12 protein-coding genes are annotated in these 17,386 nt (G+C 57.5%); 6 read left to right on the top strand and 6 right to left on the bottom strand.

The annotated features are described in order from the left end of the window. Window positions 1-105 precede the first annotated feature (105 nt). The 6 genes from FHR98_RS02815 (at window position 106) to FHR98_RS02840 (ending at window position 7,566) form a co-directional block, all read left to right on the top strand. Complete coding sequence (locus tag FHR98_RS02815; RefSeq protein ID WP_183415091.1) at window positions 106-1,635, top strand: trimethylamine methyltransferase family protein; 1,530 nt, start codon at window positions 106-108, stop codon at window positions 1,633-1,635. Window positions 1,636-1,694: 59 nt separating this feature from the next. Further along, window positions 1,695-2,735, top strand: coding sequence for a quaternary amine ABC transporter ATP-binding protein (locus FHR98_RS02820; RefSeq protein WP_183415092.1), 1,041 nt, complete (start codon window positions 1,695-1,697; stop codon window positions 2,733-2,735). Window positions 2,736-2,768: 33 nt separating this feature from the next. Continuing rightward, on the top strand, window positions 2,769-3,731 hold the full coding sequence (locus FHR98_RS02825; RefSeq protein ID WP_183415093.1) for an ABC transporter permease subunit: 963 nt from the start codon (window positions 2,769-2,771) through the stop codon (window positions 3,729-3,731). A 222-nt stretch (window positions 3,732-3,953) separates the two neighbouring features. Next, window positions 3,954-4,946 carry a glycine betaine/L-proline ABC transporter substrate-binding protein ProX gene (proX, locus tag FHR98_RS02830; RefSeq protein ID WP_221205684.1) on the top strand — a complete coding sequence of 331 codons (993 nt, stop codon included), beginning with the start codon at window positions 3,954-3,956 and terminating at the stop codon, window positions 4,944-4,946. A 339-nt stretch (window positions 4,947-5,285) separates the two neighbouring features. Further along, a complete protein-coding gene (locus FHR98_RS02835) occupies window positions 5,286-6,398 on the top strand; it encodes a GlxA family transcriptional regulator (RefSeq protein WP_183415095.1) in 1,113 nt (370 codons plus the stop codon). 73 nt (window positions 6,399-6,471) lie between these two features. Beyond that, window positions 6,472-7,566, top strand: a complete 1,095-nt coding sequence (locus FHR98_RS02840; protein ID WP_183415096.1) for a mandelate racemase/muconate lactonizing enzyme family protein — start codon at window positions 6,472-6,474, stop codon at window positions 7,564-7,566. Between the two features lie 44 nt (window positions 7,567-7,610). On the opposite strand, the gene FHR98_RS02845 is transcribed toward FHR98_RS02840, so the two are convergent. The 6 genes from FHR98_RS02845 to FHR98_RS02870 form a co-directional block, all read right to left on the bottom strand. Then, window positions 7,611-9,668, bottom strand: a complete 2,058-nt coding sequence (locus FHR98_RS02845; protein ID WP_183415097.1) for an NADH:flavin oxidoreductase — start codon at window positions 9,666-9,668, stop codon at window positions 7,611-7,613. Window positions 9,669-9,934: 266 nt separating this feature from the next. Then, window positions 9,935-13,051, bottom strand: coding sequence for an efflux RND transporter permease subunit (locus tag FHR98_RS02850; protein WP_183415098.1), 3,117 nt, complete (start codon window positions 13,049-13,051; stop codon window positions 9,935-9,937). Between the two features lie 8 nt (window positions 13,052-13,059). Beyond that, a complete protein-coding gene (locus FHR98_RS02855) occupies window positions 13,060-14,130 on the bottom strand; it encodes an efflux RND transporter periplasmic adaptor subunit (RefSeq protein ID WP_183415099.1) in 1,071 nt (356 codons plus the stop codon). A gap of 294 nt (window positions 14,131-14,424) precedes the next feature. Further along, the gene (locus FHR98_RS02860; RefSeq protein WP_183415100.1) at window positions 14,425-15,045 is read right to left on the bottom strand and encodes a flavin reductase family protein; all 621 of its coding nucleotides are present in this window, start codon (window positions 15,043-15,045) and stop codon (window positions 14,425-14,427) included. 36 nt (window positions 15,046-15,081) lie between these two features. After that, window positions 15,082-16,314 (bottom strand): NAD(P)/FAD-dependent oxidoreductase, encoded by a 1,233-nt coding sequence (locus FHR98_RS02865; protein WP_183415101.1) that lies wholly within the window; start codon window positions 16,312-16,314, stop codon window positions 15,082-15,084. A 21-nt stretch (window positions 16,315-16,335) separates the two neighbouring features. Further along, window positions 16,336-17,379, bottom strand: a complete 1,044-nt coding sequence (locus FHR98_RS02870; RefSeq protein ID WP_183415102.1) for a 2,5-dihydroxypyridine 5,6-dioxygenase NicX family protein — start codon at window positions 17,377-17,379, stop codon at window positions 16,336-16,338. Window positions 17,380-17,386: the final 7 nt, after the last annotated feature.

The following is a 17,386-nucleotide window of genomic DNA, read 5'->3' on the forward strand; positions in this document are numbered from 1 at the left end:
AAAGCTCAACTTACGCTGCCGTTCAGGATTTCACAAGTTGCGGCTAAGGCCCTTGCTTTCTAACGTCGGGCGTTATGGTTGGGCAACGAACGTCAGGAATTGAATATGAGCGGCAAGCGGGTCAGTCTTCGAGAAAGCAGGCGGCAACGGGGCTCGGCCAGCCGTGCGCCAGGTATTCTGACCTCCATCTCGGACAGACGCATCCCCACCTATGACTTGGTGCCCGAGGAAAGTGTCGAGTTGATCCACGAGAACTCGATGCAGATCCTGGAAAATCAGGGGATAGAGTTTCGCGACGAAATCGCTTTGGCGGATTGGCGGCGTGTTGGCGCCGATGTGAAGGGCGCTAATGTTCGCATTGACCGCACGCTTCTCCTCGACCTTGTGAGCAAGGCGCCCAGCGAATACATACACCATGCCAGGAACCCACGCAGATCGGTGAAGATCGGTGGGCGCGGTATGGCCTTTGCGCCGATCTACGGTTCTCCCTACGTCCGTGACCTTTCCGGTGAGCGGCGTTATGCCTGCCTTGAGGATTTTCGGAATTTCGTAAAGCTGGCCTATATGGTTCCGTCGCTGAATGTCTCGGGTGGGACGGTATGCGAACCAACGGACGTTCCGGTTGCCAGCCGTCACCTCGATATGCTCTACGCCCATATGACGCTATCGGATAAGCCCTTCATGGGCGGCGTGACGTCGCCGGCCCGCGCAGCCGACTGCGTGGCTATGTGCGAGATTCTCTTCGGCAAGGAGTTCCTGGAGCAAAACACCGTAATGACGTCACTAACCAACTGTAATTCACCGTTGGTGTGGGATGAGACAATGCTGTCTGTTATACGGGTCTATGCCGCCGCAAATCAGGCCTGTCTTATCAGTCCGTTCATCATGCAAGGCGCCAACACGCCCGTCACGACGGCAGGCGCCTTTGCACAGTTGAACGCGGAAGCGCTGGCCGGCATCGCCTATGCTCAAATCATTCGGCCGGGCGCTCCCGTAATCTACGGCGCGACACTCTCGACGGTTTCGATGCGTACGGGCGCGCCGATGTACGGTACCTCGGAAACGCAGGTGCTGACCTTCCTGACCGGACAGCTCGCAAGAAAGTATGGTGTGCCGATGCGCACAGGCGGCATGCGCAACGGTTCCAAAGCGGTCGACACCCAGGCCGCCTACGAGTCAGCACAAACCATGCTTCCGGCAATTCTCGCAGGCGGCAACTTCTTCTTGCACTCGGCGGGATGGCTAGAGAGCGGGCTTTCAGCATCTTACGCTAAGTTCATGCTGGACGCGGATCAGTTGACCGTTCTCCAGCGATTGGCCAGTGGGGTTTCGCTGACAGAAGACGATTTTGCCTTGGATGCCATTTCCGAAGTGGGGGCCGGGGGGCATTTTCTGGGCTGCGGCCATACACTGGCCCATTATGAAACAGCCTTCTACTCGCCGCAGACGGCAGATCTGAGCACATACGAGCAATGGGAAGAGGAGGGTCAGCGCGACGCGCTGCAACGGGCCACGGACATTGCTCGAAACACACTAAATGACTACAGTCCGCCACCAATCGACGAGGCCGTGGACGAAGCCCTTCAAGAGTTTATCGGAAAGCGCAGAACGGAAATACCCGACGGGTACGAATGAGTGCCGCAGGTGCCCCGTGTATTCTACGTTGGGAGGGACAGACTTAGCGAGGAGGTTTGATGGACTGGCAAATTGAATGCGAGGGGGTTTGGAAGATATTCGGTCCAAATCCGGAAGCTGCGCTACAAGCAATTCGTAGTGAAGGATTGGGCAAGGAAGAGGCGCAGCAGCGCTTTAACAGCGTCATTGGCGTGTCGAACGCCTCGCTGCAGATTCGCCGTGGCGAACTATTTTGCATCATGGGTCTTTCGGGGAGCGGTAAATCAACACTACTTCGGCATGTAAACCGGCTGATTGATCCGACTGCCGGGAAAATCATGGTCGGTGGCGTCGATATCTCGTTGTTGGACCGTGCGGGCATTGCGCGGCTGCGGTCGAAGACCATCGGCATGGTTTTCCAACACATGGCCCTCTGGCCGCATCGCACCATTCAGGACAATGTGGCCTATGGCCTTGAAGTGCAGGGCGTAGGCAAACGTAAGCGGCGCGCCGTTGCTGCTCAAGCGCTTGAGCAAGTGAAACTGCAGGGCTGGGAGAGTCACTATCCAGACGAGTTGTCAGGAGGAATGCAGCAGCGCGTTGGCTTGGCGAGAGCCTTGGCGTCCGATCCCGATATCCTGCTCATGGACGAACCCTTCAGCGCGCTCGATCCCTTGATTAGGAATGAGCTGCAGGGCCAGTTCCTCGAATTGTCTTCAACCATGAAGAAGACGACACTCTTTATCACCCATGACTTGGAAGAGGCCATCAGGCTTGGTGATCGTGTTGCGATCATGAAGGACGGTGTGATCGTTCAGCTTGGAACACCGCAGGAAATCATCCTCAACCCAAGCAATGACTACGTTGCCGAATTCGTTCGCACCATGTCGCAGGTTCGCTTCATAACCGCCGAAAGCGTGATGACAAGATTGGCCGATGTAGCGCCAGCGCCGAACGACATGGAACTTTCGACCTATGTCTTGCCGACCGCGAACCTCGATCAAATCATTGATGCGGTGCAGATCGCCAAAGGTCCGATCGGTGTGCGCGATGGCGAGGGGGTGATCGGCAGAATTGAACCGGTCGCCTTGCTATCAGCGATGAAGGATCGTCTCGGTTGAGGCGAATTGACCAGCCACAGTGGGGAGGCTGATATGGAACACTTCGATCTTTTAAACCCGTTCGGGACCGGATTTCTTCCCGTGGGGGACTGGACCGAAAACGGGCTGCAGTGGGTGGTTGGCGAGTTTCGCGACTTCTTTCAAGCCATGAAGCAACCGATCAATGCGGTGCTGACGACTCTCGAGCAAGGTTTGCGAGGAACACCCTCAACAGTCACGATCGCGGCTTTGTTCCTGCTCGCCTGGCAGGTCGCCGGACTGCGCATAGGATTTTTGGTCGTTTTCTGCCTCGCGCTGATTGGATCAATCGGTGCTTGGGGCAACGCCATGACAACACTCGCGATCGTGCTGACGTCGGTTATTTTTTGCACCGCAATTGGCATACCGCTGGGAATCTTCGCGGCCCGCAGCGACGCCTTCAACAGGGTGCTGAGACCGGCCCTCGATTTCATGCAGACGATACCGTCTTTCGTTTATCTCGTGCCAATCGTCATGCTTTTCGGCATTGGCAATGTTCCGGGTGTTATTGTGACTATCATCTACGCCCTGGCACCGGTAGTTCGCCTGACAAATCTTGGTATCAGACAGGTTCGTTATGACTTGGTCGAGGCGTCGGTGGCTTTCGGAGGCAGCCCCCGCCAAACACTGATGAAAGTGCAGCTTCCGCTTGCTCTGCCGACAATCATGACCGGTGTAAACCAGACAGTCATGATGTCCCTTGCCATGAGCGTCATCGCTTCGATGATCTCGGTGACGGGCTTGGGGCAAATGGTTTTGCGCGGAATTGGCCGTCTTGACATATCTCTGGCGACCACCGGCGGACTTGGAATTGTGCTCATCGCGATCGTCGTTGATCGCATTTCCCAAGGGTTTGGACAAACCAGACGAGACCGGGGCCGGCGCAATTGGTATGAAACTGGCCCGGTTGGTTTGCTGCGCCGTTTCGTGAAATCGAAGGCACTCCGAAAAGATTCCTCGGTGGCCGCGTCATCCTAGGTTGCGTATCCCGCGTGTTGCGTAAGTAGTACTTAACCAAATAGATAGGATTTGTGCCGTTTACCGCTTTTCAGCAGCAGATAATCCTTTCCATTCCGATTAAGGACGGGGCAAGAGCTTCGGTTTAACAGGACCCAAAGCCGCGATTGCGTCAGAAAGGCAAATGGGTCGGCCATCATAGGAAAGGGAGAGACAATGTTCGTCTTGAGGAAGAGAGTTGAAATGCTCTTCGGAGCAGCCGCGATCGCTGCTTCCGTGTTAGTGCTCGGCAGCACCGCCGCGCACGCCGGTATGCCCGGCGAAGGCAAGGTCGTGCAACCGATGACCACAGGTCAGTCGGGTCACGTTTTCTATCATGCGGTGGTACAAATTGCCCTAGAGAAACTCGGGTACGAAGTGAAGCCGCATCTCGAGGCCGAGTATCCGGCTATCCATCTTTCCGTCGCCCAGGGTGACGCCGACTACACAGCCGGGCATTGGGACCCTCTTCACCAGAAATTTTTCGATCAGGCCGGCGGCGATGAGAAAATGACAAGGGTAGGTCACCTTATTTCGGGGGCAGGTCAGGGCTACTTTATCGACAAGAAGACGGCGAACGAGCATGGGATCGACAACATCGGTCGGTTCAGCGACCCCAAAATCGCCGCGTTGTTTGACACCAATGGCGATGGGAAAGCCAATCTAACCGGCTGCAACCCGGGTTGGGGTTGTGAGCGGGTCATTGAGCATCAACTGGATGCCTTTGATCTGCGTGGGTCGATCAACCACGATCAGGGCAGCTACTTTGCGCTCATTGCGGATACGATCACCCGCTATCAAGGCGGCGAGTCGATCTTTTTCTATACCTGGTCCCCGACTTGGGTCGGCTCTATTTTGAAGCCGGGCGATGATGTCGTGCAGCTGAACGTGCCATTCTCGTCACTGCCGGGTCAGGAGAATGCGGATACGGCCTTGCCGGATGGACGCAATCCGGGCTTTGGCGTCAACAGCATTCGCGTGTTGGCGAACAACGAGTTCCTTGCGGAGAACCCGGCCGCTCGTCGTTTGTTCGAGTTGCTTGAGATTCCCATCGCTGACGTGAGTGCTGAGAACAACCTCCAACACCAAGGTGAGGACGCTCCTGAGCAGATTTTCGGTCATGCGAAGGATTGGATCGCGCAGAACCAGGCCCAGTTTGATGCCTGGATTGCTGAGGCGGCAGCAGTTACCAACTAAGCATTCTGACGAGAACCAGCCGGGGCATTACCGTCCCGGCTGGTTTTTTCGGTCAGCTAGTACAGTCCTTCGCTCGTTGCACTCATAACTTGGCGCCGGTAGGGGCCTTGGATTCATTTCAAGCAGTGATGCAAGCGGGCGAGCAACCATTCTTTGAGGTTATGGGTAAGTTTGAATTATCATAACCGCTGCAATTTTCAACGTTTATAACGGAAATGATAAGAATATATTATCTGAGAGTCGTTTGAGACAACTTGCCCAATAAGCCTGAGCTGGAGAGTGAACCTTGCAGATCGGCACAAAGAATTCTGAACGAGCGGCTTTCATTGGAGGCAAATCATGAGGGGGCAGGCTGCACTGGCTTTGGCGGAGATGGATCTCCGGGATGCCCCCTGTTCTTACTCTCGCGAACGTCCATTGGATGCCCAACGTGCCGATATTGCGCAACGAGGCGGAGTGACCTCCGAGGCGTTGCGGGTCGATATTCTGCTTCCATCGGGTTTCTCGCTGGCCGAGTTCGGAATTGTCATGGAAGCCCTTGCTGTCGCCGGATCAACGGAACGTTGTCCGCGTATTCTCAAGCGGGTCATTTCCGAAAGCGCGGGTAGCGTAGCGAGTAGCTGTGGGGTCTCAGTGAGCACGGTAAGTGTGGAGTCCATCGGCTTTGAGTCCGGCAACCAACCGGATATCGTGATCATTCCGGGCGATACTGAGGACCGGCCCGCCTATCAGGACAAACGACTGATCAGTTATTTGAGAGTTGCCAATCGGCAAGGCGCCCAGCTTTGTCTGATCGGTGCTTCCTCCTTCCTCGCAGCACGCGCGGGTCTATTGGACAATCGCAGCTGCGCCGTTCATTGGCGCATCCTGCCGGCGTTTCGAGAGTTTTTTCCAAAAGTGCGGGCAAAGGCGCGGTTCCTGTGCACGGACAAGCGCATCGTGTCGTCTTTGGCGGGTACCTGCGCGTTGGCGGCAATCAATAAAGTCCTGCTGGCTTGTCGTGAAGAGCCGGGGCAGGTTATGGAACGAGAGCTCGCAGGTCGCTTTTCCGTCGACTCACTACACACCTCGGATCAAATTCCGCTGGCCAGCTATATTGTCGGCCATCCGCGAGGCAGGCAGGTGAATGATGCAATCCAGATCATGCACGAGACTGTCGAAAGCCCGGTTCAACTGGACGATCTGGCGCGCCGGGTCGGGACGTCGCGGCGCCAGATGGAGCGGCTTTTTCGCTCTTATCTCGGAAAGCCGCCACAGAAAGTTTACCGCGAGATTAGGCTGCAAACGGCTTATAGTCTGTTGATGAGCGGCAACATGTCGGTTACCGAGGTGGCCTATGCTGCGGGCTTCGTATCGCCGTCGCATTTCGGACACAGCTTCGTCAACGAGTTCGGCTTCTCACCGAATTCAATCAGGCGCAGCCGATCGCATGGTGAATACGCTCGCAGTTGAGCGCGCCAGCTGATTGATCTAACACCCACTGTCTCACAGCGCTCCGTTCGCATCTCTAAGGGACACTCCCACGATGAAGATCACGCGACTAAGAACAAGGCCGGTTAGCGTTCCACTCGACCGCCCCATAGCAACGGCGATTCATCGCATCGAGTCTGTAGGATGTCTGCTGGTAAGCCTGGAAACGGACCAAGGCTTGGTGGGCGAAAGCTATCTCTTTACCATCAACGGTGTCCGGCTCAAGGCCTTCGACGAAATGCTGTACGGCTTCGCAAGTACGGTTGAAGGCCGAGATCCGCATTACGTCGAGGCTATCTGGCAGGACATCTGGAGGGAGATAAACCCGACCGGCCACCAGGGGGTCACAATCGCGGCTTTATCAACGTTGGATACTGCGTGTTGGGACCTGATCGGAAAAGCCGCCGACCGACCGCTGCATCATCTTTTTGGTGCCTGTAGGGACCGTATCGAAACCTATGCCAGCGGCGGCCTGTGGCTTTCTTACTCGATTGATGATCTGGTGGTCGAGGCGGCGGCCTTGCTCGATCAGGGGTTCCGGGCGATGAAGATGCGCGTTGGCAACGGCGACCTTCGCAAGGACGTGGAAAGGGTTCGGCGGGTTCGTGAGGTGATTGGACCGGAGGTCAAACTGCTGGTCGATGCGAACCAGGCCTATCGTCCCAAACAGGCGATCCAACTGGGGCGTTTGCTGGAGCCGTTCGATATTGTCTGGTTCGAAGAACCCGTCGCGGCTTATGACCGCGAAGGGCAGGCGCTGGTGCGCGAAAGACTGGATATACCGGTAGCCTCCGGTGAAACGGAGTACACCAAGCAGGGAATACGAAGCACGATCGAAACCCGATCCGCCGATGTGCTGATGCCGGATCTGCAGCGTATCGGTGGCCTCACGGAGATGCTGCGCGCGGCCGCGCTGGCGGACTCTTTCAACCTGCCGATCTCCACGCACATCTTCACGGAGCATAGCCTGTCTATCGCCGGCGCCGCGCCGAACTGTATCTCGGTCGAGCACATGCCTTGGCATGCGCCTTTGTTCCGCGAGACACTGGAACTACAGGATGGTGCATTAATCATTCCGCACCGCCCCGGGACGGGATTTACATTTGACCCGAAAGCGGTCGAGCGCTTCGCTCTGGCACCGGCCCGATAGACGGTCTTTGTTGCTTCTTTTCTAAGGCACCCTATAGCTGCCTGTTACATCGCCACGCACAAACGCAAGGCATCATAAATCGCGGCGTGAATGTTCCGGCTGGAAACCGCATCGCCGATGCGATGAAGCTCGAAGGTTCCTTCGGGATTTAGAGTACAGGGTTGCGGTACAACGGCGAGCAGGGCGTCGATATCGGTGACGCCTGCATTGCGTGCCTGCCCGCGCAACGCCTTATAGACGTCGTCCATCGGCACGGTTCCGTGCTCCACAACGACTTGGTCCGTTTGGACAACCTGCTCGTCGAGCGTGGCATCGTTTGCGAGCGTCACTGCCAGACGGTTGCCGACAGGCTCCACGCGAACCAGCCGGTGATCAAATAAGGTCGTCACCCTGTGCTCGTAAAGGCGCCGTTTCCAGGCGATCCGCTCGGCGTAGGTTAGTTCGGCAGCCAAGTGTCCGTCGATTGAGGCAAAGGTAACAGTCTTACCGTCACGGGCAATCTGGGTGGCGACTTGAGGGGCAGGGTGTCGCCCGGTGCCGTCGAAGACCAAGACCTCGTTACGTGCGGGTATTTGACCCGAAATGATGTCCCAGGCGGTGGTGCAATGCACGGCGCCGTCGATCCAGTCAATGTCAGGCATGCCGCCGGTTGCGACGATCACTACATCGGGCTGAAGTGCGATGACATCTTCTGCCTCCATGTAGCTGTTGGTGTGAACTTGGACGCCCAGGCGCTCCAGTTCCATAGCCCGCCAGTCGATCAGGCCAATCAAATCGCGCCGCCAGACGCCGCGCGTTCCCAGGAGAACCTGGCCGCCCAGGTTGGCCGCCGCTTCATGAAGGCTGACTTGGTGTCCGCGTTCGGCGCAGACACGCGCTGCTTCTAGCCCGGCGGGGCCGCCGCCGACCACCACAATGCGCCGTTCTGCTTGCTTGGACCGTGTGATGATGTGGGGCAAGATGATTTCACGGCCGGTCGCCGGATTATGCAGACATGATGGGCGGTAGCCGGACATGCAGTGCGTTGCGCCAACGCAGGGCCGTATTTCACTCTCTCTCCCTTCTCGCAGTTTGGTCACCATCTGCGGGTCGGCAATCTGGGCGCGGGTCATTCCGGCCATGTCCAGATGTCCTTCCGCAATGGCATAGCGCGCGGAATGGATGTCGGCGATGCGTGCGGCATGGAACACAGGAACGCCCACGGCGCGTTTGAAATGCCCGACGGGTTCGACCCAGGGCGCAATCTTGGAATCCATGCCCGGCATATTCTCATAGGCAAGGCCACGCTCGGTATCCATGCTGCCATAGATCGCATTGAAGAAATCGACGCAGCCGTTCTGTTCGAAGAACTGGCCCATCTTGATGCATTCGTCGGCCGTCAGTTCTCCATCGATACCCTCGTCCACGGTGAAGCGCATGCCGACCAGGAAATCATCGCCTGTCGCTTTTCGAATGGCTTGATGGACCATCAACGGGAAGCGGCAACGGTTCTCGAACGAGCCCCCGAAACGGTCCGTGCGCTTGTTGGTTTTCGGTGACAGAAATTGACCGAGCAAGTGCGCGCCGGTCAGGGTTTCAATGCCGTCCAGACCGCCCTCCTTGCATCGGAGCGCGGCGGCAGCATAAGCCTTTACCACCCGGTCAATATCGTACTCGTCCATCTCCTTCGGGAAGCTGCGGTGCAGTGTCTCGCGAATCGGCGAGGGCGCAATGGTCGACAGCCAATCCTGTGTATAGGGGTCGCCGCGTCTGCCCAGATGAGTGATCTGGCACATCAGCGTTGCACCGGTACGATGGATGCGCTCGGAAAACTGCTGGAGGTGCGGAATTATCTCATCGGTACCCACGTTGAGCTGCCTGAAGATGTTCGGCGAATCAGGTGCAACATTGGAAGAGCCGCCGAACATCGTCAGCGCAAGGCCGCCTTGAGCCTTTGCTTCGTGGTAGGTCTGATAGCGCTCGGTTGGAAACCCTCCGTCCTCGAGCCCGCAGGCATGGCTTGTGCTCATGAACCGGTTACGGAAGAGGACGTGCTTGATCCGCAGCGGTTGGAACAAAGGGTCCGTTGACGGCCTTGATTGGGGCTCCGCTGTTTCGCTCATCGTGATCTCACAATCCGTGCTTCTTAAAGGTTAGACACTACCCAAAGTCGGGCGGGGTAGCAGCAACCTGCTACTTGATCGCAGGCGCGGGTTTCGCTGGAATCGATGATGACTCCTTGGTTCAGGTCTTACCCTTTTCTAAGGGGGTTGGGCACGAGGACTCTCTTGACCGCGTCGTCGGTCTGCCAAAACCCGCCCAATGGCAGATGAACGCTTGCCATGAAGCCCGCATCGCCAGCGTAATCTTGTTGTGTTTTAACAGCCGCTTATTCTGCCGGCTTCGTTAAGGATGGCACTTCACTTTGGTTCAAAGCGGCATCCAGGGCCCGTCCGGCAGCACCGGAGGGGCGGGCGAACGGCGCCAACAGATCGTAAAGGACAGGCGTCAGGAATAATGTCAAAACGGATGCCAATCCTAAGCCGCCGATCACCACGATACCAATGACCTCTCGGCTCTCGGCACCTGCGCCACTGGCCAATGCCAAAGGAACGGCGCCCAAAATCGTCGAGACAACCGTCATTAAAACGGGGCGCAAACGCAAACTCGCACCATTCAGAATGGCTTCGCGGACGGATTGACCTTCATCGCGAAGCTGATTGGCGAACTCCACGATCAAAATACCGTTCTTAGCCATCAGCCCGATCAACAGAATGATGCCGATCTGGCTGTAGACGTTGAGAGAGTTGCCTGTAATCCACAAAGAAAGAAGTGCACCGGAAACGGCCAGGGGAACCGACAACATGATGATCAGTGGATGAATGAAGCTTTCAAACTGCGCGGCGAGAACCAGATAGACAATGACCAGGGCCAACACAAAGGTAAAAGCGACACCGCTGGATGTGTCGAGGAACTCCTTTGATTGCCCGGCGAAGGACAACCGAGCCTCAGGTGGCAGGGTCTTCTGCGCCAACGAACGCATGTAATCTATCGCGGAGCCCATGTCATAACCCGGTGCCAAGGCGCTCTCGATGGTGATAGACGGCAGTCTCGCATAACGGTTCAGCTCCGGAGCGCTGGCGGTTTCGCTCAAGGTCACCAGTGAATCGAGAGGTGTCAAAAGGCCGCTTGGCTGGGCGCGAACAAAAAGATTGGCGATGTCGGACGGAGTCCGCCGGTCAGTCGGCTTCGACTGCAAGATGACCGGATACTCCCTGCCACGATCGACAAACCGGGTGACTTCGCGCGAAGCCAGCATGGTCTGCAGCGTTCGACCGACGGTTTCAACATCGACACCGAGGTCGCCGGCTCTCGACCGATCCATCCGAACCGTCAGTTCCGGTTGGTTTTTCTCATAGTCAATCTCAAGTCCCACCAGCCCGGGATTGGCTTCCGCCTCTCGAAGCATAGCCTCAACCCAGATCAGGACCTGCTCGTACTCGGGGCCGCCAACGACGACGCGCAAGGGCGTGCGATTGCCGCGCAATCCCAGCCCTACCGGTACGACAGGCGTTGCTCTGGCACCGGTCAGGTCGACCAGTCGTTTGCGAATCTCCGTCGCCAAGGTGGATGCGTCACGCTCACGTTGGTCCCATATGGCAAGCCGCACGACGATGAAACCGCGATGGGGACGGTTCCAGCTACCCGACAAGGCGAACAAGCCAACGGCTTCACCGCTTTTCAACAAAGGCTGGACGGCCTCTTCGACCTTGCGCACTTGCGCGTCGGTGTTTGCCAAGTTGGAGCCCTGCGGCGTCGCTATGCTGACGAAAAAGATGCCTCTGTCTTCACGAGGGGTCAGCTCGCGAGGTAGCTGGCCGTAAAGCCACCCGGATGTCCCTGCGAAGACCGCTGCCACCAATAGCACCAGCAAGGGCGCGGTCAGAGCGATGGATAACGCCTTGCGGTAGGCATCGGCCAACGCCTTGGACAGCCTATTCAAAGCGGCACCCAGTCGACTCTCGGATCGACCATCACGCAGCACCGCGGCTGCCAGAGGCGGACAGAGTGTTAAGGCGACAACCGTCGAGATGGCCACGGCGCAGGCCAGCACGAAGCCGAATTCGGTAAAAAGACGGCCAACGGTGCCCTGCATGAACGAGATGGGGACAAAAACGGCAATCAGGGTCAACGACGTTGCGATAACGGCAAAGGTCACCTGGCGCGTGCCTCGGGCCGCGGCGGCAAGAGGAGATTCCCCCAGTTCAACACGGCGTTGGATATTTTCAAGTACAACGATTGCGTCGTCGACAACGATTCCGATGGCCAGAATGAGCGCCAACAGCGTCAGTATGTTGATAGAGAAGCCGAGTGACAAAATACCGATGAATGTGCCCACCAGCGCAACGGGAATGGTAACGCTCGGGACGAGAGTGGCCCGTATCGAACCCAAAAACGCGAAATTCACCAGCACGACAACCATGACCGCGATACCCAGGGTGATGATGACTTCGGTGATTGAGCTCTTGATGAAAATGGCATCGTCGGAAGAAACCTTGAGGATCATGCCTTCGGGCAATGCTGGTCTCACGGCGTCCAGCTCATCTCGGATACGGTTTGAGATGGCGATTGTATTGGCCTGGGACTGGCGCAAGATCGCCAGACCGATCGCCTGCTGCCCCTCGACCCGGACCACAGACGCATCATCTTCCGGGCCAATATCGACAAGCGCCACGTCGCCGACCTTGATCGGGTGACCATCGACGACCCGAATTACGGTGTCGGCAAAATCTTTGGGCGTTTGTAGCAACGTATCGGCGCGAACGGTGAACAAGCGCAGATCGCTTTCCAGTTCACCTGCCGGTAGCTCCAAGTTCCCCAGCCGTAGTGCTGTCTCGACGTCTTGGACCGTCAGGTTTCTCGCTGCCAGTGAACGGCGGTCGAGCCAGATGCGGATGGCCTGCCGCCTTTCGCCATAGATATCCACCTGGGCGACACCGTCGACTGTTGCAAGCCGATCAACGATGTAGCGCTGCGCATAGTCGGTAAGCTCAATGGGTGACAAGCGATCGCTTACAAGACTCAACCGCATGACCGGGTCGGCATTGGTATCGCTCTTGGCGATCGTCGGCTCATCAACGTCCTCGGGGAGGTCTGCTCTAACTCTTGCCACGGCATCGCGGACATCGTTGACGGCATCGTCTACCGAGACGCCGCTCTCGAACTCGATCGTCGTGCGTGACCGACCTCGGCGGCTTTGGGAGGAGATGGTGCGGACGCCCGGCACACCGGCCACCGCGCCTTCGACAATTTCGGTAATATCGGTATCGACGATAGTCGGCGCGGCACCTGTATAGGTCGTCGTGACCGTTACCACTGCGGCATCGACGTCAGGCAACTCGCGGATCGGCAGGCGGCTCATGGCGGCGAGCCCGATGACGACCATCAGCAAGCTCATAACCAGTGCAAAAACCGGTCGCCGAATAAAGAAGCCGCTGAAGTCCATGTCCGTCGCTAACCCTGTTCGCCTGAAGCCAAAACACGAACCAATGAGCCGTCACGGAGGCGCTGCACGCCCTCGTGTACAATTCTCTCCCCGTCACTCACGCCGCTGATCACCTCCACCAGGTTTCCAGTTCGCACACCCACGGAGATGGGGCGTCTTTCTACCTTGTTCTCCGTCACGACGAAGACGATGCTGCCATTCGCTTCGGCGACTATGGCCTCTTCTGGAACTGCCAGACTTGTACGCTCGTCCACCACCACTGTAACGGTCACGAAAAGGCCTGCGGGAAGCAAGATGTCGGGGTTTGGCAAGGTGGCACGCACCCGGAAGGCCCGTGATGCCTGACCGATTCTCGTATCAATACGGTCGATGATGGCGTTGAAAGTACGACCGGGAAAGGCGTCGATCGTGATCCGGGCCGTCATGCCCAACCGGACTTTGGTATATTGTATTCCCGGGACCGAAAACTCGACGTCGATTACAGAAAGATCGTCGAGGGTCGTGATAATCTGTCCCTCCTCAACCCGGGCGCCGATATCCAACTCCTTGAATCCCACGATTCCGGAATAGGGCGCGCGGACCACACGGTCGGCCAACGCCTTTCGGGCACCCTGTAAACGGGCCAGCGCGGCATCCCGTTCACTGAGCAGATCGTCGACAGTGGCTTGAGAAACGTTCTGCCGTGCAAGCAGGCGCTTTGCGCGATCCAGGGCTTGGGTGTTCTTCGTCAGATACGCCTCCAGCTCTTCCACCTCGGCGCGTTCCGCCTCATCGTCTAGCCGGACCAGTACTTGCCCGGCCTCGACCTGCGACCCGGGGGTAAAGGAGATCTCCATGATCTGCCCATCGGCCAGGGGAACAATATTGATGGCTTGATGGGCCTGTGTGCTGCCGACCGCTTCGATTGCTTCAACGATTGCTGTCGGGGCAACGGTGGCTAAAGTCACCGGGACGGCTTCGAGGTTGGCGTTGGGAAGTTTGCTGTCGGCGGGCGGCGAATTCCAGCGTTGACCTTGCCAGACGCCGAACGCCACCATCAGCAACAAGACACCGAACAAAACTTGACGGAATATGGTCATAAAATTCTCTTAGTACCCTAAACCACCGATATGAAAAGCATTGCGCGGTGGTGGTGTATTTCCATTATACGATGAATAAAGTCTCCCAGTTCCCGGAAAACACCAAGTTTTTTCTAACAGGGTTATCGGTGATTTCGCGCCGCACAGCGATAAGGCTGCGTTCTCGGGTACGCGAGTGGCGGCTTACGCATCCAAGCGGGCTATTGTGTATGCCCCAAACCAGCCGAGGGTTAGGCTTCTGAGTCCCCGTTCTTCTAACGCTCCCTACCGTCCTGACGGTGCCTGCGCGGAGGTTCAAACTGTGGTCGGTCGGGGCATGGTAAAGATTTTATCGACGACGGCGTAGTCCATGTATCCGAGCCGGCTGATGGCTTGCAGTCGTTCCGGCCGGACCTGGCCGTCCACAATCATCTCATCGTCGACGTGGACACCTAGTATGCGCCCGAGCACCATATGGTTGGGTACGCCCCCGACCTCACCTGGCAGTTGGATTATTTGTTCCAACGTACATTCAAGATGGAGCGGCGATTCTTTCACGCGCGGTGGAGAAACCAGAACCGATGCCGCTTCAGTGACGCCGGCTGCTTCAAATTCGTTCTTATCGCGCTGCCAAGGGGCCGCCGAAGCGTTTATCTCGTGACGCAGGGAGTAAGTTGCCAGATTGACGACGAACTCCGGATTTTCGCGCAGGTTCAGCAAAGAGTCCTTCTCGCCACCTTCCGCATGAGGGCCATTGGGGCAGAAAATGACCAGCGGCGGCCTTTCGCTCACGAGATTGAAAAAGCTGAAGGGCGCCAAGTTAGCCTGACCTTTGCCGTTGAGGGTGGAAATCCAACCGATCGGCCTGGGCAGGACACATGCCTTTAGAGGGTTGTAAGGCAGCCCGTGATCATTGGTCGCGGTCTCATAGAACATGCCGTGATTCCTTAAGCTGTCGCGTCGTTCATCGGCTTAGGCGCAAAACTTTTCCGCCAGGGTTTTTAGGGGCACCGACGAATCCCTGAGTACCTCGACAGGAACAATCGTCCGATCGCGCATCAATCGTGTAAGGGGGCGCCGCTCTCGCCCCTGATCCACGAAGGTGGCTGCAACTATTTGGCCGTTTCGGCGCGAGATTACGATGAAGGGGCCGGATTCAGGATCGCCACGGGTTACAACCTCATCGGCTAGGGCTGGCAGTCCCAGCATTTGGATGTTGCGTCCGTAGTGATCGGTCCACATCCAGGGAACTTCATCGTAAAGGGCTTCCTGACCAATCATGTTGCGGGCCGTTACCTGGGCCTGGCGTCGGGCGTTGTCCCAGGTCTCCAGCCTTATGGCTTGGTTGTAGAAGCTACTGTGGCGGCGGGTTACATCGCCTGCCGCGAAAACGCCTGGTATCGAGGTCCGCCCGCCCATGTCAACGATGATACCGTCCTGGCAAGCGCCGCCGGCCTCCACTGCCAGTGACTGGTTTGGCACGGCACCAATTCCAATCACGACGAGATCGGCTTCGAAGCGGCGGCCATCTATGACCTGGACGATCGCGCGGTCGCCAAGGTCCTCAAGGCCTTCGACAAGGACGCTGGTTTCGATGATAACGCCCTGAGCGCGATGCAACGCCTCGACAAAGGCTGCCGCTGGCGCAGGCATGACCCGCGAAAGCAGCGCGCCCGCAGCCTCCAGTACTGTGACATCGCAACCCTTGGCGCGGGCGGCACCGGCAACTTCCAATCCGATGAAGCCGCCGCCTATGAGCAGTAGTCTTTTGCCGGGATGTAGCCGCCTTGCAATCTGGCCTGCATCCTCGGCGGTTCTGAGGCAAACCACTGCGCCACGGCTTGGCGCCAGACTATTGAGGCGTCGCGCGCGGCATCCGGTTGCAATAAGTAACTTGTCAAAAGGGAGGCTTTTGCCTTGCGCCGTTTCAACCTTGCGTTCTTGCGGGTTGATTTGAGTTACGCGCTCATTCAGCAGGAGATCAATACTATTGTCGGTGTAAAAGTTCGGCGGATTCACTGCGGCCCGCTCAAGGTCAAATCCACCTGCCAAATACTCTTTGGACAAGGGCGGACGTTCATAGGGCGCGGCTGCCTCCTCTCCTATGATCGTAATCCGACCGTCGAAACCGACTTGGCGTAATTCCGACGCGGCGCAGCCTGCAGCTTGTCCGCCGCCGACTATGATGATCGACTCTCGCGCCATAGCTCTATCCTTCCCGCTCTATCAGTCCAGGCGGCGGGACATTCGGTCGTGTAGCTTTTTGAGTTTCGCCGGGCCGACAATGGCGCCGTCCTTGGCCAACTGCACGTCGCCGAGCCAGAAAGACTGATCCAAGACAATACCGTCAGGATGATTCTCACCGCCGCCTTCCTCCCACCAGGGCAGTCCCATGCCAATAGCGTTGGAACCGGGCAGCCTGATATCTTCAATGAAACATTGGCCGGTCAACATCGTGCCTGGATGAAATCCGAGCGTGAAATGAATGAAGTAGCCGTAGTCGCCGTCGGCGCTCGCCCGCCGAAGTGCGCGGTCGAAGCTCGGCATGTCTTCAGTCGCACCGCCGGAAATGCTTTGGATCTTGCCGTCTGCTTCGATCGTTATCGGCTTCCGCAGGCACCGGTAATACTCATCGAAGAGCGCTTGGATGACGATCCGGCCCTTCACGCTTTCCTTGATGGGGTAGGCGCTTTGAGTGCCCGGCACCGTATGCATGCCTGCTTTGTTGCTCACTTTCTGGCGGACGGTCTTTAGTTTATCCAAGGTGAAACTGACGTCGGTGCCTGCGGGGCAGGTGAAACGGGCAGTCTCGCCAGCTGCTTCAGCGAACAGTTCGGCCAGGGCGACGTTGAATTCCATCATCGATTCAAAATCCACGCAGCCATACAGGCGCTCAAGGCTGTCGGCATTGGGAATTGCGAGCAGTCCATAGCGGCAGCGCTTGGCGTCCATGGCGGCGCTATGGGCACCGGACCCGGCATGGTAGGGAAAGCAGAAATCAAGCCATACATCCGAAGCGATAGCTGCTGCTTTCACAGAGTCCGCCACGTATGGGTCGGAAAGGCCGCCTTGAAACGGTAGGGGAGGAATCAAAGCGACGTGCAGCTTCCCTCCAGCGCGAACAACGGCGCTCGCGACCGCTTCCATCAATGCGGAATCGGTGTGGCTATCAACGGTAACCAGCACACTTTCACCAGGCTGCACCGCGAACTGAGCTTGAACGAGAGCGTCGGCTGCGCGTGTCAGGCGTGGGCTTTCAAAAAGCGGCATCGTTCGT

This window comes from Limibacillus halophilus (genome assembly GCF_014191775.1).
Taxonomy (GTDB): Bacteria; Pseudomonadota; Alphaproteobacteria; order Kiloniellales; family CECT-8803; genus Limibacillus; species Limibacillus halophilus.